Source organism: Rhodovibrio sodomensis, assembly GCF_016583645.1.
GTDB classification, from domain to species: Bacteria; Pseudomonadota; Alphaproteobacteria; order Kiloniellales; family Rhodovibrionaceae; genus Rhodovibrio; species Rhodovibrio sodomensis.
Genome location: NZ_NRRL01000002.1, coordinates 45,496 through 66,472 on the forward strand (window position 1 = coordinate 45,496; position 20,977 = coordinate 66,472).

The following is a 20,977-nucleotide window of genomic DNA, read 5'->3' on the forward strand; positions in this document are numbered from 1 at the left end:
GCCTGTTCCTGTTCGCCCGGCTGGTCCCGGGCGGCCGTGTTGTTCTTGGCGGCGCCGCTTCGTTGAGTGGCGGGACGGACGCGCGCCGCCCATTGAACACAGTTTCGCCGGGGATGGCCAGAGTGGAGGTTCAGGCACACGAACCCGCAGGTCCCGGCTAGAGCAAGATGCTGAAAGGTGAAGCCACCTCTCAGCTGAATGTTGCAATCCCTTCAAGCCGTTAGAGCAAGATTCACGATGAAGGTCGACTCGGCCTTCATCGATTTTGCTCTAGCCCGCCGCCAGCGCGGCCAATCGGGCGCGCAGCTCGTCGGCCCCAGCGGGCGGCCGGCCGAGCGCGCGGGCGCCGTCGGCGACGTTGGCGACCAGGGCCGCGTTATCCGGGGCGATGGTGCCGTCCGGCAGCTGCAGGTTGTTCTCGAACCCGACGCGGACCTGTCCGCCCAGCCCGGCGGCAGTCAGCGCGCAGGCCGCTTCGCGCGGGCCGAACGCGCAGACCATCCATGGGCTGTCATCCGGCCAGTCCGCGCCGACGAAGCTCAGCAGCTCGGCCGGGGCGGCGTCGCGGTGCTGGGCGTAGCTGCCCAGGACGAACAGCAGCCAGTGCCGGGTGCCTGGAATCACCCCGCGCGCCGCCAGCTCGCGGTAGCGGTCCAGATCGCCGCGATCATACAGGATGTACTGCACGGCGATGCCCTGGGCGCGCGCCCAGGCCAGGAACTCGCCGGCCGCGGTTTCGTCCTCGGTCCGGCCGATCACCTCGCGCACAGCCAGGCTGAGCGACTCCGGCTCGAGCGCGCGCATCGCATCCAGTTGCGCCGGCGGATCGTAGACCCCGCCGGATTCCGAGGTCGCCTGGATCACCAGCCGCTCGCCGACGCGCGCCCGGATCGCGTCAACCGCGCGGGCGTAGTGGCGCGGGTCGAGGCTGTGGCGCCCCTCGGCGTCGCGCACGTGCAGATGGCACATCGCAGCCCCCGCGCCCTGGCAGGCCGCCGCCGTGTCGGCGAGCTGGTCCGCCGTCACCGGCAGCGCGGGGTGGTCCTGCGGCGTCTTACGCGCGCCGTTGGGCGCGGCGGCGATCACCAGGGGTTCGCTGACACTCATGCCGCCATCCCCTTGATCTGGTCGAGCGCATCCGCGATCGCGCCTTGCAGCTTCTCCACCAGCTCCTCGCGGTGCCCGTCCGCCAGGATGTAGGGCGGCGCCAGCAGGACGTGGTCGCCGCGCGCGCCGTCGGCCGTGCCGCCATTGGGATAGCAGATCAACCCGCGGGCGAACGCCGCCGACTTGATCCGGGCGTGCAGCTTGTCGGCCGGCTCGAACGGTGCCCGAGTGGCGCGGTCGGCGACCAACTCCAGGCCCACGAACAGCCCCCGGCCGCGAATGTCGCCGACGTGGGGGTGGTTGCCGAATTGCGCGCTCAAATCCGCGCGCAGCTTGTCGCCCTGCCCGGCCACGTTGGCGAGCAAGTCGTCGCGCGCGATCGCCCGCTGCACCGCCAGCGCGCCGGCGCAGGCGGTCGGATGGCCGATATAGGTGAAGCCGTGCTGGAACGCGCCGCTGCCGCCCGCGATCGTATCGTAGATCGCCTGCGACATCAGCACCGCGCCAACCGGCTGGTAGCCCGCACCCAGCCCCTTCGCGCAGGTCAGGATATCCGGCGCCACGCCATCCTGCCGGCAGGCGTAGAGCGTACCGGTGCGGCCCATGCCGCACATAACCTCGTCCAGGATCAGGGTGACACCGTGGCGGTCGCAGATCTCGCGGATCCGCTTCAGATAGCCGTCGACCGCGGGCACCGCGCCCAGCGTCGCCCCGACCACCGGTTCGGCGATGAACGCCAGGACGTTGTCCGGGCCCAGTTCCTGCAGCTTCGCCTCCAGCTGGTCGGCGGCGCGCTGGGCGTAATCGGCGTCGCGCTCCCCCTCGGCCTGATGGCGGTAGGCGTAGCAGGGATCGATAAAGTGCACGTTGTCCGCCAGCAGCGGTCCGTAGAGCCGGCGCCGGCCCGGGTTCCCGCTCGCTCCCAGCGCGCCCAGCGTGTTGCCGTGATAGCTCTGGTGCCGGGCGATGATCTGGGTCCGCTTGCCCTCGCCGCGCTCGACCGCCGCCTGCCGGGCGAGCTTGAGGGCGGTCTCGTTCGCCTCCGAGCCGCCGGAGACGAAATAAACGTGCGTCAGGCCGTCGGGCGCCTGGCTGGTCAGATACTCGGCCAGCTCCTCCGATGGCTGGTTGGTGAAGAACGCCGTGTGGGCGTAGGGCAGCCGGTCGAGCTGCGCCTGGATCGCCTCGACCACGTCGCGGCGGCTGTGGCCCAGGCAGGACACGGCCGCCCCGCCGGAGGCGTCGAGGTAGCGCTTGCCGTCCTGGTCGATCAGGTATGGGCCGTCGCCGGCAACGGCCGTCGGATAGGTCTGGCGGGTCGCGCGGTGCAGGATGCGGGTCATCGGGCCCCGGCTGGGTCGGCTTGTTGCGAATCTAACCGGCTGCATCCCACGCCAACCAGCCCGCTGGCGCAACCCCGGCGCGTGAGGTGTGGCGCCGGGATCGGCCGCAACCGCCCGCGCAGATCGCACAGGCCGGAGCGCCCGTTGTCACCCGCGGGTCGCCCCAGTAGGGTTAGGTTCCGGAATCATCACCCCGCCAATCCGGCACAGCGCCTTTCCAACGACGCCAGAACAGGGCCGCAGGACATGGACCTCAAGCAGCACATCCGGCAGGTGCCAGACTTCCCCAAGCCGGGGATCCTGTTCTACGACATCTCCACCCTGCTGGCGCATCCGGACGCCTGGCAGGAGACGGTGCGCCAGCTGGAGGCAACCGTCCAGCCGGAGCAGCCGGACATCCTGGCCGGCATCGAATCGCGCGGCTTTTTGGTGGCGGCGCCGCTCGCGCTGCAGCTTGGCCTGGGCTTCGTCATGGTACGCAAGCAGGGCAAGCTGCCGGGCCCCAACGTGCCCTACACCTACGATTTGGAGTACGGCCAGGACACGATCGAGATCCAGGAGGGCGCGATCCAGCCGGGCCAGCGCGTGATCGTCCTGGACGACCTGCTCGCCACCGGCGGCACGATGTCGGCGTCGGTCGAGCTGATCCGCAAGATCGGCGGCGACGTGCGCGGCTGCGCCTGCATCATCGAGTTGTCGTTCCTGAACGGCCGCGACAAGCTGGACGTCCCGGTTACCTCGCTGATCCGGTTCGAGAGCTGAGCCCGGCGTTCCGGCCGCCTATCCCGCGCTGGGACACGCCGGCTACTCCGCCGCGGCGCGCGGCGTGCCGGCTTTGCGGTCCTGCCGGCGCCAGCGCGCGATCACGCCGTCCAGCACCTCGCGGCCGGGATCGTCTTTCTGCCAGGCGGCGGCAAAGTTCGCCTGACCGGCCCGCGGTCGGGCGTCCGCGGGCAGTTCGGCGAAGCGCATGCGCATCGGCACCGCCGCCGCCTCGCCGACCACCACCGCTTCCCGGTTGCTGAGCGCGGGCAGCGCGGCGAACAGCCCGCGCGCGCCGTCCGGCAGCGCCCGCTGGACGAACGCCTGGTCGCGGTCGTTCGACATGCGCAGCGCGAACAGGGTGCCGCACTGCGACAGGATGGTCTCGGACAGCTCGCTCGGCCGCTGGGTGACCAGGCCCAGCGAGATGCCGTACTTCCGCCCCTCCTTCGCGATCCGGGACAGCGCCTTCAGGGTCGGCTGAAAGCCCCCGTCGGGCTCGTTCGGGATGTAGCGGTGCGCTTCCTCGCAGACCAGCAGGATCGGCACCTCCGCGCCGGGGCCGCCCCAGACGGCGAAGTCGAAGATCATCCGCGCCAGCAGCGAGACCACCGCGTCGACGATCTCCACCGGCACCGCCGACAGGTCGACGATGGTGATCGGCTTGCCGGCGACCGGGATCCGCAGCACCCGCGACAGGATGTCGGCCATCGTGTCCTGGACCGAGATCTGGCCGAACATGAAGGCGAAGCGGGCGTCCGAGCGCAGCGTCTCGATCCGCGCTTTCAGGCGCAGGAACGGCAGGCTGTCGCTGCCCTTGTTGATCTGCCCCATCTCCCGGTCGATGTGCTGCACCACGGTGGTCAGGCGGAACGGCACCGGGGTGTCGACGGTGATGTGCGTCTGTTCGGCGCCGTGGAAGGCCTGCTTGGCGGCCATCACCGCGCGTTTCAGAATGTCCGATTCAAGTTCCCGCTGCGCGGCGTCCGGGCTGCAATAGAGCTCGATCATCTCTTCCATGTTGAGCAGCCAATACGGCAGCGACATCGACTGCGGATTGACCAGCACACACCGGTCGCCGAATGCGGCCTGGTACTCGTTGTGCGGGTCGAGCAGGATGACGTGGCCGTTCGGGTGGCCGTCGAGCAGCTGGCGCAGCAGCACCGCGACCGAGCAGGACTTGCCGCTGCCGGTGGTGCCCAGGATGGCGAAGTGCTTGGACAGCAGCTCGTCGGACAGCAGGATCGCCGGCAGGGTGCCGTCGCGGTCCAGGTCGCCCAGCCGCATCTGCTTGGCGCCGGTATCCGGCATGTAGACCCGCCGCCAGTCTTCCGCCGCGGCCTCGTGCACCGCGTCGCCCAGCGCGGGAAAGTGCACCACCCCGCGCTGGAAGGGATGCAGGCCGCGCGCCGGCGTGCGCGCCTGTTCGCCGATCAGCTCCAGCTCGGCGATCTGGGTATCGCCGGCCGCGCGGGCGTCGACGCGCAGTTCGCGGACGCTCGCGAAGACGACCGACTGGGCCGCCTCGACCCGGACGAGCGCCTGGATCTGCGCGGCGGAGGCGCCGTGTTCGTCCGGGGTCAGCTTGACGGTCACGCCGGCGCCGGCGACCGCGACGATGCGGCCCAGTTGGGTGGTCATGGCCAGCTCTCCTCGAGCAGGGACAGCGTGAAGCAAACGCGGGGGAAACCGGGCGGCCCGGCTCTCCGTACCGCGCGAACGCTATCGGCCGGGCCGTGAACAGCCTGTTAAACCGGGCATTCGATCGAAGTTTCCGCACAAATATACGCCTTTCGATACTACGGTCGCGCGGCCCGAAGGACCCGGCATTCATATAAAAATTCGCGTATCTGGCCTCCACGCGCGAGCGTTGTATTCCGGTTTCTGATAAGCGTAGGATTTCCCGTAAAATACACGCTGTTTGTTATTTGGAATTCCACGCAAATATTCAACCTGTACATTAACACTATTTTTACAGGCCGGGCGCAAAGTCCGACATGCCGTTCGACGGAACTCACCTTTAGGAGGACGCAATCATGCGCAACTTCATCAAGACCTTCGCCCGCGACGAGTCGGGCGCGACCGCCATCGAATACGCCCTGATCGCCGCCCTGATCGCCGTCGCGATCGTCGGGGCTGCAACCGCTGTCGGCACTGATATCAGCGGCCTCTTCAACAGCGTGTCGAGTGAGCTGCAGAGCGCCACGCCGTAAAGATGGTGCGATGGGGAGCGTTCGATCGCGAGTGCGGCCGGACGCTCCCTCCCGTCCCCTCTTACCTTATTAGTTGCCGGTTCAGGCCTACCCCATGGTCGACCCCTATACCTTCATACTTCTAACCCCGGTCGCCGTCCTGTCGCTGTGGTGCGCCTGGACGGACCTGAGCCGGCGTCGGATCCCGAATACCGGCGTACTGGCGCTGGCCGCCCTCTATCCGGTCGCGGTCGCAGCCGGCGTGCTTCCGGGCGACTGGTGGGCGGGCCTTGCCGTCGGTGGATGCCTGTTCGCCATCGGCCTCACCGGCTTCGCCCTGGGCGCGATCGGCGGCGGCGACGTCAAGCTGGCCGCGGCGCTCGGCCTCTGGGCCGGCAGCAGCGACCTCGCCGGGTTCGTGCTGGTCACCGCGCTCACCGGGGCGGTGCTGTCGGTCCTGATCCTGGCAACCCGCAACGGCCCGTTCGGCCACCTGGTGGCCAGCCCGCTCCGGGCGGGTCCGCAAACCGGCGGCCGTGCCGCGACCGGGGAGAGCGTCCCCTACGGCGTCGCGCTCGCGGCCGGCGGCTTGTGGATCGCCTACGGCCTGATCGCCGCCTGATCCGCCCTCACCAAGGAGTCTCCCATGCGCCCACGCGTCCTTGTGCTGACCGCCCTGTCGCTGACGATCGCCGGCGGCGCGGCCGTCATGACCAACAACTGGCTGCAGCAACAGCAGGGCCGGACCACCCAGGCCGCCGCCGCGCCGGCGCCGATCGAGGCGCCCAGGGAACCCAAGATCCTGGTCGCCGACGGCGCGCTCACCGCCGGTACGATCCTGAAGCCGGACCACCTGCGCTGGCAGGCCTGGCCTGAGGACGGCGTGCTCGACGTCTACGTCGTCGACACGGCGGCCCGGGACGCGGCGGCGGAGAACGGCCGGGACGCGCTGATCGGTGCGGTGGTGCGCGCCAGCATGGTCGACGGCGAGCCGATCACCGACAAGCGCGTGGTGCGCCCCGGCGACCGCGGCTTCCTGGCCGCGATGCTGGCGCCAGGCCATCGGGCGCTGTCGGTGCCGGTCAACGCCGCCAGCGGCATCTCCGGCCTGATTTTTCCGGGGGACCGGGTCGACGTGATCCTGTCGCACAGCATCAAGAACGACCGCGACGCCGGCGGCCGGAGCGAACGCACGGCGAGCGAGACCGTGCTGTCCGACATCCGGGTGCTCGCACTCGACCAGCGCACCGACGGCGTCGATGGCGAGCGGGTGGTCGCCAAGACGGCCACCCTGGAGGTCGCCCCGAAGGAAGCCGAGACGCTGTCGCTGGCGCAGAGGCTGGGCGACCTGTCGCTGTCGCTGCGCCCGCTCGCGCGCAACGGCGATCCCGAGGCGCCGGCCGGTCCGACCTTCACCACCGCTACCGAGATCAGCCGCGTGATGTCCGCCCCGCGGAACACGCGCGGCCCCACCGTCGTCGTCGTCCGCGGCAGCGAGATGACCGGCGTCGAGATCGGGGAGTAGAGGCCCATGTTCGCCACCCTCGCCCGGCCCGCCCGCGCGGCCCTGCTGGCGCTCGCGCTGGCGCTGCCGGCCGGTGCGCCAGCCGGCGCCGCGGAGATCGTCGACACCGGCAACAACAGCGTTCGGCTGAACCGCGACCAAGGCGTGCTCGTGCGCCTGGAACGGCCGGTTAACAGCGTCTTCGTCGCCGATCCCGAGATCGCCGACGTTCAGGTGAAGTCGCCGCGGCTGATCTACGTGTTCGGCAAGAAGCCGGGCGAGACCACGTTGTTCGCGGTCGATCCCAACGATCGGGTGGTGATGAGCGAACGCTTGATCGTGCAGCACAACCTGGCTGCCCTGGAGCGCGCGCTGGCCGATCTCGCGCCGGCGCAGCCGGTCGAGGTGCGCGCGATCGGCGACGCCATCCTGATCTCGGGCCGCCTGCCCTCCCCGGCCGCGGCGGAGAACGCCCGCCGGCTGGCGGCGCGGTTCGCCGGCGAAGACAACGTGATCAACCGCATCCAGGTCACCGGCCCGACGCAGATCAACCTGCGTGTCCGGATCGCGGAAGTGTCGCGCGAAGTGAGCAAGCGCCTCGGCGTGCAGTGGGACGCGCTGCTGCAGAACGGTACGGACCTGCTGGGGGTCGCCGGCGGCGGCCTGACCGGCGTCGCTGGCTCTTACAACATCTTCGGCCAACTGACCGACGGCGCGGACAGCGTGACCGGGATCCTCGACGTGCTGGCGACCGAGGGGCTGGTCAGCATCCTGGCGGAGCCGAACCTGACCGCGATGTCTGGAGAGACCGCGACCTTCCTGGCCGGCGGCGAGTTCCCCATTCCCGTGGCCGAGCAGGACGACGAGATCACCATCGAGTTCAAGCAGTTCGGCGTGCAGCTGGAGTTCACGCCGACGCTGCTGGACAACGGCCGGATCTCGCTCGCCGTGGCGCCGGAGGTGAGCGAGCTCAACCGGGCGGAAGGCTTCTCGTTCGGCCGGGTGACGGTCCCTGCGATCAGCACGCGCCGGGCGTCCACCACCGTGGAACTGGCGAGCGGCCAGAGCTTCGCGATCGCCGGCCTGCTGCAGAACACCCAGAACCACGACGTCGAGAAGCTGCCCGGCTTCGGCGACGTGCCGATCCTGGGCGCCCTGTTCAAGTCCGACCGGTTCCAGCGCGGCGAGACCGAGCTTGCGATCATCGTCACCCCGTACATCGTGAAACCCGTCTCGACCCGCCAGCTGGCCGCGCCGACCGACGAGCTGCTGCCGCCCGACGATATCGAGCGGATCTTTTTCGGCCGGATGTACGGCGAACACAGCCGCGCCCGCCTAGCCGCTCAGCAGGAGCTCAACGGCAAATCCCTGGCCGGCCCCGTCGGCTTCATGCTGGAAGAATAGGAGGTCAGGCCCGTGAACCCACGTGTGACCCAACGTGCCGTGAACCCAGTCCGCGCCGCCGGCCTCGCCGCCGCGCTGGCCGCCGGCACCCTGACCGGCGCCTGCAGCACCCCGCAGATGGGGCCGCCCGGCGGCTCCGGGCCGCAGATTCACAATCTGGGCGTCGAACGCACGCTGTACCGCCATGACGTCGCGTTCCCCGGCGACAGCGCCGAGCTGTCCCAAGGCGAGCAGGCCGCGCTCGACCGTTTCCTGCGGCACAGCGGTGCGGACCGCCAGGCGACCGTGCTGGTCGCGGCCGCCGATGCCCCCGGCGATCTGGCGGAACGGCGGCGCCAGCGGGTCGTGCGCCTGCTGCGCCGGCGCGGTTTCGACCCGCGCGCCAGCGATCCGCTGCTGGACACCGCCCAGCCCGGCGGCGGCGAGGTCTTGGTGCGGATCGCGCGCTACCACGTCGTGCTGCCCGACTGCCCGAACTACAGCCGCACCATGACAAGCACGACCTCGAACATGCCGGCCAGCAACTTCGGCTGCGCCGACCGCCGCAACCTGGGGCTGATGGTGGCGAACCCGCGCGACCTGCTGCGCGGGCGCGATATGGGCCCGGTATCGGGCGCGCGCACCTCGATCCCAGTGCGCGACTACCACGACGGACGCAGCTACACCCCGTCGTTCCTGAGCGACGACAAAGGCGCGAACGTCGCCGCCGACCAGGAAGCGGCCGGTGGCAACTACCGCCCGTCGGGCGGCGGCACGGAGGGTGCGGAATGAGCCTGGCCGAAGATCCGTCGGCGTTCTCCGCCGACCCGGGGCTGGACGCGCGCGAGCCGTTCGGCGCCTTCGTTTCCGACGACACCGCCTATGCCGCCGCCGTCCAGCTGGCCGGCAAGCGCGGCTGGCCGCCGGCCGAGGTGCAGCGCGGCGGCCTCGCCGCCGCCCTGCGCCAGCTGGGCGTGATCGCGGCGCCCGAGATCCTGCTGGTCGACCTGTCCGACGCCGCGGACGCCGAGGAGATCGCCGCGGGCCTGGGCGAGATCGCCGCGGGCAGCAAGGTGATCGCGCTCGGCACGCAGAACGACGTCGGGATGTTCCGCCGGGTGATGGACGCCGGCGCGGCCGATTACCTGGTCAAGCCGGTCGACACCAAGCAGCTCGCCGCCGCCGTCGAGCGCGCCGAGACGGCACGCGCCGCCGCTCAGCCGGTGCAGACCCGGCGCGGGCGCTGCATCGCGGTGGTCGGCGCACGCGGCGGGGTCGGCGCATCCATGGTCGCGGGCAACCTCGCCTGGCTGGTCGCGAGCGAACGCGAACGCCAGACCGGGCTGCTCGACCTCGACCTGCAGTACGGCTGCCAAGCGCTCGCGTTCGACCTGCAGCCCGCCGCCGGCCTGCGCGAGGCGTTGGAGGATCCCGAGCGCGTCGACGACAGCATGATCGACAACCTGGGCGTCAAGGCGGACGCGCGGCTCAGCCTGTTCGCCGCCGAGGAGGCGGTCGACGACGTGCCGGTGATGCCGCGCACCGCCGTCACCCAGCTGCTCGCCAAGCTGCGCGAAAGCCGCGATGTCCTGGTCGCCGACCTGCCGCGCCACCTGCTGGGCCAACAGCCAGACTTGCTGGAGCAGGTTACCGACCTGGTGCTCGTGACCGATCTCTCCCTGGCCGGCCTGCGCGACTGCAACCGGCTGGTCCGGTTGGCCAAGCAGCAGGGCGGCAAGCTGCGGGTCCGGGTGGTCGCCAACCGGGTGGGCAAGCAGGCGCCCGGGCACGTCGGCGCGCAGGAATTCGGGAAGGAGCTGGAAACCGACCTCGCCGCCCAGCTCAGCTTCGATCCGGAGAGCGTCGCCAAGGCCGCGATGGCCGGCCGGACGCTCAGCGTCGGCGCGCCCAAGGCGAAGCTGCTGGCGGACCTGCGCGCCCTGCTCATCGAGCTGGTCGGCGAGCCGCGCAAACGCAAGCGTGCGCTGCTGAGCTTCCTGAAGAAGAGCTGAGGGCGCTTAGATGGCCATGCTCGACGAGACCGCGACGACCCGCACCGCCCCCGAGGGTACCGCCCCCGACGGCACCGGCAGCCGCGCGGCCGCGACCGGCGGCGGGCTCGCGGCGCGCGTCCAGGCAAAGGTGCGCGAAAGCCTCGACCTCAGCGCGCTCGCCAGCCGGTCGCGGCGCGAGCTCGCCCGCGAGGTCGGCGCCTGCCTCGACCAGGTGCTGAGCCAGGACGGCAAGCAACTGGACATGCTGGCCCAGCGCAACCTCGTCACCGATGTCCTGAACGCCCTGCTGGCGGAGGCGAAAACCGCCGCCTCCCCGCAGCCGGCCGACGGCGCCAGCGCCGCCGACGCGCCCGCGCCGGGCAGCAATGCGCCCGCAGGTTCCGCCACTGCGGTGGAGGCCGACGGCGAGCATCCAGGCGGTCAGGGCCAGGGCCGCAGCAAGCCCAACCGCCTGCGCGCGGCCAAGCAGACGGTGCAGCCGTTCGTCATGGAGCGGATCGACGTCGCGGTCGCCTCCTCGCTCGAGCCGGCCGAGCTGGAACGCCAGATCGGCGAGATGATCGGCGAGGTGCTGATCGAGCAGAAGGTCCAGTTGAACCGCAACGAGCAGAAGCAGCTGGTCCGGCTGCTGCTGCACGACATGCTGGGCCTGGGCCCGCTGGAGCCGCTGCTGGCCGACGAGAGCGTCACCGACATCATGGTGAACGGCCCCAACCAGGTGTACGTCGAGCGCGGCGGCAAGCTGGAGCTGACCGACGTCGAGTTCCGCGACAACGCCCACGTCATGAACATCGCCACCCGGATCGTCACCCGGGTGGGCCGTCGGATCGACGAGTCCTCGCCGCTGGTCGACGCGCGCCTGGAGGACGGCAGCCGCGTCAACATCATCGCCCCGCCGCTGGCGATCGACGGCGCGTCGATCTCGATCCGCAAGTTCGCCAAGAAGAAGATCACCCTCGAGGTGATGGCCCGGCAGAACAACGTCTCGGAGCCGCTGGCGAACGTGCTCAAGATCGCCGCGCGCTGCCAGCTCAACGTGCTGATCTCCGGCGGCACCGGCTCGGGTAAGACCACGCTTTTGAACGCGATGAGCCGGCTGATCGATCACGGCGAGCGGATCGTGACGATCGAGGACGCCGCCGAGCTGCAGCTGCAGCAGCCCCACGTCGTGCGCCTGGAGACCCGCCCGCCGAGCCTGGAGGGGCTGGGCGAGATCACCATGCGCGATCTGGTCAAGAACGCCCTGCGGATGCGCCCCGACCGGATCATCCTGGGCGAGATTCGCGGCGCCGAGGCGATGGACATGCTGCAGGCGATGAACACCGGCCACGACGGGTCGATGTGCACGCTGCACGCCAACTCCCCGCGCGAGGCGCTGACCCGGCTGGAAAACATGGTCGCGATGTCGGGCTTCAAGCTGCCGGCGAAGGCTGTGCGGACCCAGATCGCCGACGCGGTCAACCTGATCGTGCAGATCTCCCGGATGCGCGACGGCAAGCGCCGGGTTGCCAAGGTCAGCGAGGTGGTCGGGATGGAGGGCGAGGTGATCACCACCCAGGACCTGTTCGCCTTCGAATTCCACGGCGAGGGACCGGACGGCCAGCTGACCGGCAGCTTCAAATCGACCGGCCTGCGCCCCTACTTCGCCGCCCGCGCGGAATATTTCGGCCTGGCCGACAAGCTGCTGGACGCGATGGGCTGCAGCCAGGAGGGCCCCGGCCAATGACCGACCCGACCCTGATCATGGCCGCCGTGTTCCTGGGGACCCTGCTGCTCGCCGGCACGGTCGGCGGTCTCGCGATCGCGCTCGGCGACAACGGTCAGCGCCGCAAGCGGCTGCAGCGCGCGGCCGGCCACCGGCGCACCGGGATGGCCGGCGGCGGTCCGACCGCCGCCAGCTTGCGGCGCGACGAGGTGCAGGGCCGGTTCCGGCAGGTCGAACTGCTGCTGCGCCGCATCCTGCCCGGGCGCGACAAGCTGCGCGCCCGGATCGCCCGCGCCGGTCTGGCCATGACGCTCGCCCGCTATCTGCTGGCGTGCCTGGCGCTTGCGGTCGTCGCTGGCGTCGCCGCCGTCGCGTTGGTCGGCCCGAAGCTGTGGCCGGCGGCGCTGGGCATCGGCGTCGCCACCGGCTGGCTGCTGCCCCGGATGGCGGTCGGCTACCTGGGGGGCAAGCGGGTCAAGCGGTTCCTGCAGGACCTGCCGGACGCGATCGACGTCATGGTCCGCGGTCTCAAATCCGGCCTACCGGTGACCGAGACGGTCGGCACCGTCTCCAAGGACTTCGAGGGGCCGGTCGGTCAGGAATTCACGCAGATCGACCGGCTGGTGCGCATGGGCACCAACCTGGAAGACGCGCTGTGGGACGTCGCCGGCCGGCTGGACGTCTCGGAGTTCAACTTCCTGGCCATCTCGGTGGGCCTGCAGCGGGAAACCGGCGGCAACCTGACGGAGACGCTGGACAACCTGTCCCGGCTGCTGCGCCGGCGCCAGCAGATGCGCCTGAAGATCAAGGCGCTGTCTTCGGAAGCGCGGGCCAGCGCTTACCTGCTGGGCGGGCTGCCGTTCGTGATGGCGGGCGTGCTCTACCTGATGAACCCGGATTACATGTCCCGGCTGTTCACCGACCCGTTCGGGCACGTGCTGATCGGCGTCGGCCTGACCAGCGAGCTGATCGGCGTCGCGGTGATGGTGAGGATGGTGAGGTTCGAGATATGACCGAAATTCTGGTCCAACTGGCGAACCCGCTCGCCCTGATCCCGCTCGCGTTCGCGCTCAGCGCCTTTATCGCGGTCTACGTCGTGTCCAACGCCGCGGCGACCCGGCGCGAGCGGATGGCGCGCGTGCGCACCGCCGCCGCCCGGCGCGGCCATCGGCAGGTGCAGCGGCGCGGCGCGGTCGCGGGCGACGACATGATGGCGCTGATCAAGCGGCTGGTCGCCAAGGTCAACATCATGCGCGACCGCCGGGGGGCTGCGCTGTCGGTCAAGCTGGCGCAGGCCGGCTGGCGCTCCAACGACGCGGTCACGCTCTATCTGTTCGGCAAGCTGGTGCTGCCCGGGGCCACCGCCGGCCTCGCCGCGCTGTATCTGTTTCTTGCCTACCAGGGCGAGCTGGACACGACGCTCAAGCTGGGCGGGGTGATCCTGGCCGCGCTGATCGGCAGCAACGTGCCGGAACTGCTGGTCAAGAATCAGACCCAGAAGCGCAGCAAGGAGATTCAGAAGGCCCTGCCGGACGCGCTCGACCTGATGGTGATCTGCGCGGAATCGGGGTTGCGCCTGGACGCCTCGTTCAAGCGGGTGGCGACCGAGATGAAGCCGGCGAGCCCGGCCTTGGCCGACGAATTCGGGCTGACCCTTCTGGAACTGCGGTTCATGCCGGAGCGCCGCGTCTCGCTGGAAAACCTCGCCAAGCGGGTGCCGCTGCAGGGCGTCACCGCGCTGGTCAACACGCTGTTCCAGACCGAGAAGTTCGGCACGCCGCTGGCCCAGGCCCTGCGCGTGCTGGCCGGCGAGATGCGCGAGACGCGCATGCTCAAGGCCGAGGAGAAGGCCGCCCGCCTGCCCGCCCTGATGACGGTGCCGCTGATCCTGTTCATCCTGCCGGCCCTGTTCGTGGTCCTGCTGGGCCCGGCGATCATGGACATCGGCGACATGTTCAAGCACATGAACTGAGCCCGCCGGCGCCGCGCCCAGCGCTGCCCCCGACAGTCACCGCACCCTGTAGCCGAGTAGCCGATCGCCGAGACGGTTCCGGTCCGGCTACCGCGTCGGCGCAGGCCAGCCAGAACCATTCGACGGGTTCCCGAAGCGCCCGCGGGCCAGTATGGCTGCCCATAATCCGTGCGTTCGACTCGCCCCAGGCGATCGCCCGTATTAGCCATCCTCCGCGTTTGTCGTCTGGATTCCCGATGCGCCTTAGCGTCCGCCCGCTCGACCTGATCGGTTTCATCGCCATCATGATGGTCTGGGGCGGCAACTTCGCCGTCGCCAAGACCGGCCTGCAGGAGCTGCCGCCGATCCTGCTGGTGGCGCTGCGCTTCGCGATCGTGGCCGCGCTATTGGTGCCGTTCGTGAAGGTGCCCAAGGGCAAGCTGGCCGGGATTTTCGCCGTCTCGGTCGTACTCGGGCTGCTGCACTTCTCGCTGATGTTCACCGGGCTGACCGGCATCGACGCCTCGACAGCCGCGATCTCGATCCAGCTGCAGGTCCCGTTCGCCGCCCTGTTGGCCGCGATCGCGTTCGGCGAAAAGGTCGGCTGGCGGCGCGCGCTGGGCATGGCGATCGCGTTCGCCGGGGTGGCGGTGATCGCCGGCGAGCCGCGGCTGGACGGCGCCTACCTCTCGCTCGCGCTGGTGATTTCGGCCGCGCTGGTCTGGGCGGTGGCGAACGTCGTGGTCAAGCGCCTGGGCGAGATCGACGGGACCCAGCTGAACGCCTACATGGCCGCGTTCGCCTTCCCGCAGCTGTTCCTCGCCTCGTTCCTGCTGGAGGGCGGGCAGTGGTCGGCGATGGCCAGCGCCGACTGGCTAACCGTCGGCTGGGTGCTGGCGTATCAGGCGGTGATCGTGGTCGTCCTGGGCTACGGCTTGTGGTACGCGCTCCTCGGACGCTACGACGTCAATATCGCGATGCCGTTCACGCTGATGGTGCCGTTCTTCGGCGTCGCCAGCGGGGTGATCGCCCTCGGCGAACCGCTGACCTGGCGGCTGATCGCCGGCGGCGTCATGACGGTGATCGGGGTCGGCATCGTCACCATCCGCCGCCCGCGCGTGACCGGTCCGACGCTGGAGCGGACCTGAGGCCGGCGCGGCCGTAGCCAAGGGGTGCAGGCGCGCATGGCCCATCCGGTCGACCATCCCTCTCCCAACCGTGAGCCGCGGCCGGACGGCGCGGCTATCGACATCCTGCTGATCCACTACACCGGCATGCTGACCGGGGCGGCGGCGCTGGAGCGGCTGTGCCAGCCCGACGCCAAGGTCTCCGCCCACTACCTGATCGAGGAGGACGGCCGGGTCGTCCGCCTGGTGCCGGAGCGCCTGCGCGCCTGGCACGCGGGCGTCGCCTGCTGGGCCGGCAAGACCGACATCAACGACCGCTCGATCGGGATCGAACTGGTCAATCCGGGCCACGAGTTCGGCTACCGCCCGTTCCCGGAGCCGCAGATGGCCGCCTTGATCGAACTGGCGCAGGCGATCTGCGCGCGCCATCCGATCCCCGCCCATCGCGTCCTGGGTCACAGCGATGTCGCGCCCGAGCGCAAGCAGGACCCGGGCGAGCTGTTCGATTGGCCGCGGCTCGCCCGCCACGGCCTGGGCGTGTGGCCGCGCGCGCTGCCGGAGCCTTCGGTCGCCCCCGGGCTCGACTGGTTCCTGCCCCGGCTGGCCCGCGCGGGCTACTGCGCCAACGCCGACCCGGCCGCCCTGCTGACCGCCTTCCAGCGCCGGTTCCGCCCGGAAACTGTCACCGGCGCGCCGGACACCGGAACCGCCGCCCGCCTGACCGGCCTGCTCAAGATCCTCTCCCGCGCGGGGTGAGGGCGCGCACGCTAGACCAAGATGCTGCAAGGTGCAGCCACCTTTGAGCTGAATCTTGCTCTCTCTTCAAGCAGTTAGAGCAAAATTCACGATGAAGGCCGACTCGACCTTCATCGATTTTGCTCTAATCCCCCTCGTCCACTGGGGGAGGGGCTCGGGGAGGCGGCAAGCGCGCTGCTCATGCAGCCGGCAACCTCCTCTCCCCGGCCCTCTCCTCCCGCTGGCGGAGAGGGGGTTAGTTGGCGGCCGTCCGATCGCAGACCGTCCCATGAAATCCCATGGGATGGCATGGGACGCCGGCAGCCCGCCGCGCTTGCGCGACTGCCGCGCATCGCTTACCTCCCCCCTTGGACCAGACGGCCGGACGGTCGCGCGTCCGCGGCTTGCCCGCGGGCGGGAGGAAAGTCCGGGCTCCACGGAAGGCACGGTGCCGGGTAACGCCCGGCGGGGGCGACCCCAGGGAAAGTGCCACAGAAAGCAAACCGCCCATGGCACGGCGCGATCGCGCCGGGATCCCATGCGGTAAGGGTGAAAGGGTGCGGTAAGAGCGCACCGCGCCCCTGGCGACAGGGGCGGCACGGTAAACCCCACCGGGAGCAAGACCAGATAGGGGCGGCCGGTCGGGGCTTTCGGGCCGCCGACAGGTGAGCTTCCGCACCGCCGCCCGGGTAGGTCGCACGAGGCGTCCGGCAACGGACGTCCCAGAGGAATGGCCGTCACCCGCCGGCTGATACCGGCGGGTACAGAACCCGGCTTACAGGCCGTCTGGTCCGCTTTACTGCCGTCAATATTACGGGTGTCTATTGGCATTTATTTGTGTCGCCGGGACGCCCGACCCGCAACATCTACCCGTTCCGGGCTAACAAGTCGAATGCCGGCCGCGCCATGGCGCCGCCGAAGCATTCGCGGATGAGAACAGAAAAAGAACAAAGTTCATGTGACACATGAACGCCGCTGTGACCGGGCTGTGAAAGTCGCCCAGGGCCTATTGCCCGGAGTCGACCGAAAGGCCGCACAGCAAAGACCGGAAAATCCTTGATCTTAACGGCTCCTTTACTTGGGCAGTGCATTGACACCCATATCGGCCCATGATATCCCATGATATCCCATGTAGGGCCATGGCAGCCCACCCGTCGCCCACGCCAGACCGGCAGCGCGGCGGAGGCGCCGAAAGGGGGTCACCCGGTGCCGCAGGTTTTCGTCGGTTCCGCCAAGGCAAACAAAGTCGACCGGAAGGGCCGCGTGTCCGTTCCGGCGGCTTTTCGTAAGGCCGTGGCGGGCCAGGAATTCCACGGCATCTACGTCTACGCGCACCATCTGCGCCCGGCGCTGGTCGCATTCGGCGAGGAGCGGATGGCGAAGTACATTAACGACCTCGAGCAGCTCGACGAGTTCTCGGAGGAGTACGAGGAGCTCGCGCAGGTCGTCTTCTCCGACGCCGAGCCCCTGTCGTTCGACGGCGAGGGCCGGATCATGCTGCCCAAGCATCAGATGGAGCACGCCGGCATCGCCGAGGCGGCGGCGTTCGTCGGCCGCGGCCCAACCTTCGAGATCATGGAGCCCGAGACCTACGCCGAGCAGCGCGAGGCCGCGCGCGAACGCGCCGCGCAGAAAGGCATCGGGCCGAAGAAGCAGGCGCCGAAAGCGGGGGCCGACAGATGACCCCGCGCCGTCCCGACGCCAGCCAGAGCTTCGCGCCCAACGGCACCGGCCCGGGCGGGCACGTGCCGGTGATGCTGCGCGAGGTGCTGGACGCGCTGCGCCCGGTCGACGGCGGCATCTACGTCGACGCCACCTTCGGCCTGGGCGGCTACGCCAAGGGCCTCCTGGACAGCGCGGACTGCACCGTCTGGGGTGTGGACCGCGATCCGAGCGCGATTGCCCGCGGCCAGACGATGGCGGAGGCCGAGGCCGGCCGCCTGCGGCTGGTCGAGGGCCGGTTCGGCGAGCTGGACCAATTGCTGGACGCACGCGGCACCGCGCCGGTCGACGGCGTCGCCTTCGACCTGGGCGTCTCCTCCCCGCAGCTGGACGTCGCCGAGCGCGGCTTCTCGTTCCGGTTCGACGGGCCGCTCGACATGCGCATGGGACTGGATGGGCCGACCGCGGCTGACGTGGTCAACGAGGTCGCCGAAGGCGAGCTGGCGCGGATCGTGCGCGACTACGGCGAGGAGAAGAAGGCCCGGCGGGTCGCCCGCGCGATCGCCCGCGCCCGGGGCGAAAAACCGATCCAGCGCACCGGCGAGCTGGCCGAGATCGTGCGCGGGGCGGTCGGCTTCTCCAAGACGCGCGCGAAAGCGCACGAGATCGATCCGGCGACCCGCACCTTCCAGGCGATCCGGATCTACGTGAACGACGAGCTGGGCGAACTGGAGCGCGGCCTGGCCGCGGCCGAGCGCGCGCTCAAACCGGGCGGCCGGCTCGCGGTGGTGGCGTTCCATTCGCTGGAGGACCGCGCGGTCAAGCAGTTCCTGCGCGCCCGCAGCGGGGACGTCCCGCGCGCCTCCCGGCACAGCCCGGATCCCGATCCGGCGGACCAATTGCCGGAGCCGACTTTCCGCGTGCTGTTCCGTCAGGCGAAGAAGCCAGGCGGGGACGAAGCCGAGAGCAACCCCCGGGCACGTTCCGCCCGGCTGCGCGCCGCCGAGCGCACGGCCGCGCCGGCCTGGACCGACACCCAAGGGGGCCGGGCATGAGCGTCGTGCGCCTGTCGCTGGTGATCTGGCTGATCGTGGCGGGCGCGGTTGCGCTGGGCCTGTATCAGGTGAAGTACGAGGTGCAGCGCCTGGAGGAGGAGCTGCAGCAGGTGCGTAGCGACATCCGGCAGGACCGCGTCGCCCTGCACGTGCTGGAAGCGGAGTGGGCTTACCTCAACCGCCCCGAGCGCCTGCAGCGCCTGGCGTCCAAGCATCTCGACATGGGCCCGACGGGCGCCCGGCAGGTCGCCGCCGTGACCGCGCTGCCGCCGCGGATCTCCGACGCCGAGCCCGCGGTCCGCCTGGCGCGTGCGGGCTCGGGCAACGACGCGGGGATGCCGCTGCCGCAGGCGAAGCCGTGGTCGCTGGAGCAGCCGATGTACGCCCGCGCCGAGCAGGCGCAGGAGCAGCCGCAAGGCCGCCAGCGCCAGGGCCTGGGCGCCCCGCTGCGCCAGGCACGCGCGCAGGTCGCCGCGCGCGGCCCGCGGACCAGCCAGCGTGAGAACACCGGGGCCAACGAAAACACCCGGGCAACCAAGAACAACACGGCCGGTCAGGTCGGGCAGTCGGACGAGTCCACGCGACTCACAGCCAAGTCGTCGCCGCCGCGTTCGACCCAGCCGAAGAGCCGGGCGATCGCGGTCGGCGACGTGCTGATCCAGGTAGGGATTCGCCAATGAGCCGCCGGCGCAACGCGCCCTGCGCCCCCCACGACGGCACCCAGCGGCCGGCGGGCCCGGTCCGCCGCGCGCTGCGTCTGGACGGCACCCGCAAGGAGGTGCTGGAGACCGGACGTACGCGCCTGCTGGTCGCCGGCATCGTGTTCGCCGTCGCGTTTTCGGCGATCGGCGTGCGCGTGCTCGACCTCGCGGTGCTGAACGGCGGCGATACGCGCGACGTGGCGACCCGCGCGGACGGCCCGCCGCCGGTGCAGACCCGCGCCGACATCGTCGACCGCAACGGCCATGTGCTGGCGACCACGCTGCCGGTTGCCGCGCTCTACGCCGAACCGCGGGAGGTCGACAATCCGGCCCAGGTCGCACACCAGCTGGCGCCGATCCTGACGGAGTCCACGGCGGCGGAGCTGCAGGCACTGCTGGACAGCGCGAAGTCGTTCGTCTGGCTGGACCGTAATCTAACTCCGCGCCAGCAGTATCGGGTCAACCGCCTGGGGATCCCGGCCCTGCATTTCAAGCAGAGCGAGAAGCGCTTCTATCCCTACGGCGAGCTGACCGCGCACGCGGTCGGCTACACCAACGTCGACGGCAAGGGCATTGCCGGGATCGAGCAGTCGTTCAACCAGCTGCTCAAGGATTCCAACCAGCCCCTGAAGTTGTCCCTGGACGTGCGCGTGCAGCACATCCTGATGGAAGAGCTGCGCGCCAAGATGCAGGAGTTCGAGGGTATCGGCGCGGCCGGCCTGGTGATGGACGTGCGCACGGGCGAGCTGCTGGCGCTGGCCTCGCTGCCCACCTACAACCCGCACGAGCCGGGCCGGGCGAGCGACGATGCCAGGTTCAACCGCGCCACGCTCGGCATCTACGAGATGGGCTCGACCTTCAAGATCTTCTCCACCGCCGCGGCGCTGGAGACCAACGCGGTCTCGCTGTTCGACAAGTTCGACGTCTCCGAGCCGATCCGCAAGGCGGGCTTCACCATCCGGGACTACAAGTCGAAGGACGGCAAGCTGACCGTGCCGCAGATCTTCATGCACTCGTCCAACATCGGGACGGTGAAGATGGCGATGGAGACCGGCACCGAGGTGCAGCGGAACACGCTGCGCGACCTCGGCCTGACCCGGCCGGTCACGCTGGAGATCCCGGAGGTCGGCACGCCGATGGTGCCCAACCCCTGGCGCGAAATCAGCACGGTCACGGTCTCCTACGGCCACGGCATCGCGGTCAATGCCGTGCAGCTGGCGAGCGCCGTCGGCGCCACCGTGAACCATGGCCGGCGCCACGCGCCCACCCTGTTGAAGCGCGATCCCAGCGACGTCGGGCCAGGCACGCGCGTCTTCTCGGCGAAGACCAGCCGGCAGATGCGCAAGCTCATGCGCCTGGTGGTGGAATACGGCACCGGCAAGAACGCCGACGCCTACGGCTATCGCGTGGGCGGCAAGACCGGCACCGCCGACAAGCCCGATCATGGCGGCTATGGGGAGGCGCAGATCTCCTCGTTCGTCGGCGCCTTCCCGATGGACGACCCGCGCTACGTCGTCTTCGCCATGATCGACGAGCCGAAGGGCCAGGAACACACCTACGGCTACGCCACCGGCGGCTGGGTGGCCGCCCCGGTGGTCAAGCACGTGATCGAGCGCATGGGCCCGCTGCTGGGCATCGAGCCGCGCCCGGTGAAAACGCCCGAGAAAGAGAACCACCCGCTTCTGGTCAACGCCCTGAGCGAGGACGAGCGGGTTGCGTCTAACTGACTTGGTGG

At 70.1% G+C, this 20,977-nt stretch carries 19 protein-coding genes and 1 other RNA gene; 17 read left to right on the top strand and 3 right to left on the bottom strand.

The window, feature by feature from the left end; all coding sequences use genetic code 11:
* Nucleotides 1–270: 270 nt before the first annotated feature.
* Together CKO28_RS01960 and CKO28_RS01965 are read right to left on the bottom strand one after the other, a co-directional pair.
* Nucleotides 271–1,107, bottom strand: a complete 837-nt coding sequence (locus CKO28_RS01960) for a beta-keto acid cleavage family enzyme (RefSeq protein WP_200338854.1) — start codon at nt 1,105–1,107, stop codon at nt 271–273.
* Entirely contained in the window at nt 1,104–2,450 is a 1,347-nt protein-coding gene (locus CKO28_RS01965) for an aspartate aminotransferase family protein (protein ID WP_200338855.1), read from the bottom strand. The genes CKO28_RS01960 and CKO28_RS01965 overlap by 4 nt, the downstream gene beginning before the upstream one ends.
* 246 nt (nt 2,451–2,696) lie before the next feature.
* Here CKO28_RS01965 and CKO28_RS01970 point away from each other — a divergent pair, with 246 nt between their 5' ends.
* On the top strand, nt 2,697–3,212 hold the full coding sequence (locus CKO28_RS01970; protein ID WP_200338856.1) for an adenine phosphoribosyltransferase: 516 nt from the start codon (nt 2,697–2,699) through the stop codon (nt 3,210–3,212).
* Nucleotides 3,213–3,254: 42 nt separating this feature from the next.
* On the opposite strand, the gene CKO28_RS01975 is transcribed toward CKO28_RS01970, so the two are convergent.
* The gene (locus tag CKO28_RS01975; RefSeq protein ID WP_200338857.1) at nt 3,255–4,853 is read right to left on the bottom strand and encodes an ATP-binding protein; all 1,599 of its coding nucleotides are present in this window, start codon (nt 4,851–4,853) and stop codon (nt 3,255–3,257) included.
* A gap of 395 nt (nt 4,854–5,248) precedes the next feature.
* Between CKO28_RS01975 and CKO28_RS01980 the strand changes: the two genes are divergently transcribed.
* The 16 genes from CKO28_RS01980 to CKO28_RS02055 all read left to right on the top strand — a co-directional run bounded on the left by CKO28_RS01980 (nt 5,249) and on the right by CKO28_RS02055 (nt 20,969).
* Complete coding sequence (locus CKO28_RS01980) at nt 5,249–5,425, top strand: Flp family type IVb pilin (protein ID WP_200338858.1); 177 nt, start codon at nt 5,249–5,251, stop codon at nt 5,423–5,425.
* Nucleotides 5,426–5,519: 94 nt separating this feature from the next.
* Nucleotides 5,520–6,026 (top strand): A24 family peptidase, encoded by a 507-nt coding sequence (locus CKO28_RS01985; RefSeq protein ID WP_200338859.1) that lies wholly within the window; start codon nt 5,520–5,522, stop codon nt 6,024–6,026.
* A gap of 24 nt (nt 6,027–6,050) precedes the next feature.
* The gene (gene cpaB, locus CKO28_RS01990) at nt 6,051–6,929 is read left to right on the top strand and encodes a Flp pilus assembly protein CpaB (protein WP_200338860.1); all 879 of its coding nucleotides are present in this window, start codon (nt 6,051–6,053) and stop codon (nt 6,927–6,929) included.
* Between the two features lie 6 nt (nt 6,930–6,935).
* The gene (locus CKO28_RS01995; protein ID WP_200338861.1) at nt 6,936–8,312 is read left to right on the top strand and encodes a type II and III secretion system protein family protein; all 1,377 of its coding nucleotides are present in this window, start codon (nt 6,936–6,938) and stop codon (nt 8,310–8,312) included.
* A gap of 12 nt (nt 8,313–8,324) precedes the next feature.
* On the top strand, nt 8,325–9,083 hold the full coding sequence (locus CKO28_RS02000; protein ID WP_200338862.1) for a CpaD family pilus assembly lipoprotein: 759 nt from the start codon (nt 8,325–8,327) through the stop codon (nt 9,081–9,083).
* Complete coding sequence (locus CKO28_RS02005) at nt 9,080–10,303, top strand: CpaE/TadZ family protein (RefSeq protein ID WP_200338863.1); 1,224 nt, start codon at nt 9,080–9,082, stop codon at nt 10,301–10,303. Before CKO28_RS02000 ends, CKO28_RS02005 begins: the two co-directional genes overlap by 4 nt.
* A 10-nt stretch (nt 10,304–10,313) precedes the next feature.
* The gene (locus tag CKO28_RS02010) at nt 10,314–12,032 is read left to right on the top strand and encodes a TadA family conjugal transfer-associated ATPase (protein WP_242480296.1); all 1,719 of its coding nucleotides are present in this window, start codon (nt 10,314–10,316) and stop codon (nt 12,030–12,032) included.
* Nucleotides 12,029–13,024, top strand: coding sequence for a type II secretion system F family protein (locus CKO28_RS02015; RefSeq protein WP_200338864.1), 996 nt, complete (start codon nt 12,029–12,031; stop codon nt 13,022–13,024). The genes CKO28_RS02010 and CKO28_RS02015 overlap by 4 nt, the downstream gene beginning before the upstream one ends.
* On the top strand, nt 13,021–13,983 hold the full coding sequence (locus CKO28_RS02020; RefSeq protein WP_200338865.1) for a type II secretion system F family protein: 963 nt from the start codon (nt 13,021–13,023) through the stop codon (nt 13,981–13,983). Before CKO28_RS02015 ends, CKO28_RS02020 begins: the two co-directional genes overlap by 4 nt.
* A 236-nt stretch (nt 13,984–14,219) precedes the next feature.
* A complete protein-coding gene (locus CKO28_RS02025; RefSeq protein ID WP_200338866.1) occupies nt 14,220–15,110 on the top strand; it encodes a DMT family transporter in 891 nt (296 codons plus the stop codon).
* Nucleotides 15,111–15,146: 36 nt separating this feature from the next.
* Nucleotides 15,147–15,845, top strand: coding sequence for an N-acetylmuramoyl-L-alanine amidase (locus tag CKO28_RS02030; protein WP_200338867.1), 699 nt, complete (start codon nt 15,147–15,149; stop codon nt 15,843–15,845).
* Nucleotides 15,846–16,197: 352 nt separating this feature from the next.
* An RNA gene (gene rnpB / locus CKO28_RS02035) (RNase P RNA component class A) lies at nt 16,198–16,618 on the top strand.
* Nucleotides 16,619–17,087: 469 nt separating this feature from the next.
* A complete protein-coding gene (locus tag CKO28_RS28810) occupies nt 17,088–17,507 on the top strand; it encodes a division/cell wall cluster transcriptional repressor MraZ (RefSeq protein ID WP_200338868.1) in 420 nt (139 codons plus the stop codon).
* Nucleotides 17,508–17,578: 71 nt separating this feature from the next.
* Nucleotides 17,579–18,541 carry a 16S rRNA (cytosine(1402)-N(4))-methyltransferase RsmH gene (gene rsmH / locus CKO28_RS02045; protein WP_437127605.1) on the top strand — a complete coding sequence of 321 codons (963 nt, stop codon included), beginning with the start codon at nt 17,579–17,581 and terminating at the stop codon, nt 18,539–18,541.
* Entirely contained in the window at nt 18,538–19,221 is a 684-nt protein-coding gene (gene ftsL, locus CKO28_RS02050; RefSeq protein WP_200338870.1) for a cell division protein FtsL, read from the top strand. Before rsmH ends, ftsL begins: the two co-directional genes overlap by 4 nt.
* Nucleotides 19,218–20,969, top strand: coding sequence for a peptidoglycan D,D-transpeptidase FtsI family protein (locus tag CKO28_RS02055; protein ID WP_200338871.1), 1,752 nt, complete (start codon nt 19,218–19,220; stop codon nt 20,967–20,969). Before ftsL ends, CKO28_RS02055 begins: the two co-directional genes overlap by 4 nt.
* Nucleotides 20,970–20,977: the final 8 nt, after the last annotated feature.

Coding starts and splice junctions, on each gene's coding strand:
- CKO28_RS02030 (WP_200338867.1), top strand. CDS start 15,147: ATGGCCCATCCGGTCGACCATCCCTCTCCCAACCGTGAGCCGCGGCCG.
- CKO28_RS02015 (WP_200338864.1), top strand. CDS start 12,029: ATGACCGACCCGACCCTGATCATGGCCGCCGTGTTCCTGGGGACCCTG.
- CKO28_RS01975 (WP_200338857.1), bottom strand. CDS start 4,853: ATGACCACCCAACTGGGCCGCATCGTCGCGGTCGCCGGCGCCGGCGTG.
- CKO28_RS01965 (WP_200338855.1), bottom strand. CDS start 2,450: ATGACCCGCATCCTGCACCGCGCGACCCGCCAGACCTATCCGACGGCC.
- CKO28_RS02055 (WP_200338871.1), top strand. CDS start 19,218: ATGAGCCGCCGGCGCAACGCGCCCTGCGCCCCCCACGACGGCACCCAG.
- CKO28_RS01995 (WP_200338861.1), top strand. CDS start 6,936: ATGTTCGCCACCCTCGCCCGGCCCGCCCGCGCGGCCCTGCTGGCGCTC.
- CKO28_RS01985 (WP_200338859.1), top strand. CDS start 5,520: ATGGTCGACCCCTATACCTTCATACTTCTAACCCCGGTCGCCGTCCTG.
- CKO28_RS01970 (WP_200338856.1), top strand. CDS start 2,697: ATGGACCTCAAGCAGCACATCCGGCAGGTGCCAGACTTCCCCAAGCCG.
- CKO28_RS02010 (WP_242480296.1), top strand. CDS start 10,314: ATGGCCATGCTCGACGAGACCGCGACGACCCGCACCGCCCCCGAGGGT.
- CKO28_RS01980 (WP_200338858.1), top strand. CDS start 5,249: ATGCGCAACTTCATCAAGACCTTCGCCCGCGACGAGTCGGGCGCGACC.
- CKO28_RS02005 (WP_200338863.1), top strand. CDS start 9,080: ATGAGCCTGGCCGAAGATCCGTCGGCGTTCTCCGCCGACCCGGGGCTG.
- ftsL (WP_200338870.1), top strand. CDS start 18,538: ATGAGCGTCGTGCGCCTGTCGCTGGTGATCTGGCTGATCGTGGCGGGC.
- CKO28_RS02025 (WP_200338866.1), top strand. CDS start 14,220: ATGCGCCTTAGCGTCCGCCCGCTCGACCTGATCGGTTTCATCGCCATC.
- CKO28_RS01960 (WP_200338854.1), bottom strand. CDS start 1,107: ATGAGTGTCAGCGAACCCCTGGTGATCGCCGCCGCGCCCAACGGCGCG.
- cpaB (WP_200338860.1), top strand. CDS start 6,051: ATGCGCCCACGCGTCCTTGTGCTGACCGCCCTGTCGCTGACGATCGCC.
- CKO28_RS02020 (WP_200338865.1), top strand. CDS start 13,021: ATGACCGAAATTCTGGTCCAACTGGCGAACCCGCTCGCCCTGATCCCG.
- rsmH (WP_437127605.1), top strand. CDS start 17,579: ATGCTGCGCGAGGTGCTGGACGCGCTGCGCCCGGTCGACGGCGGCATC.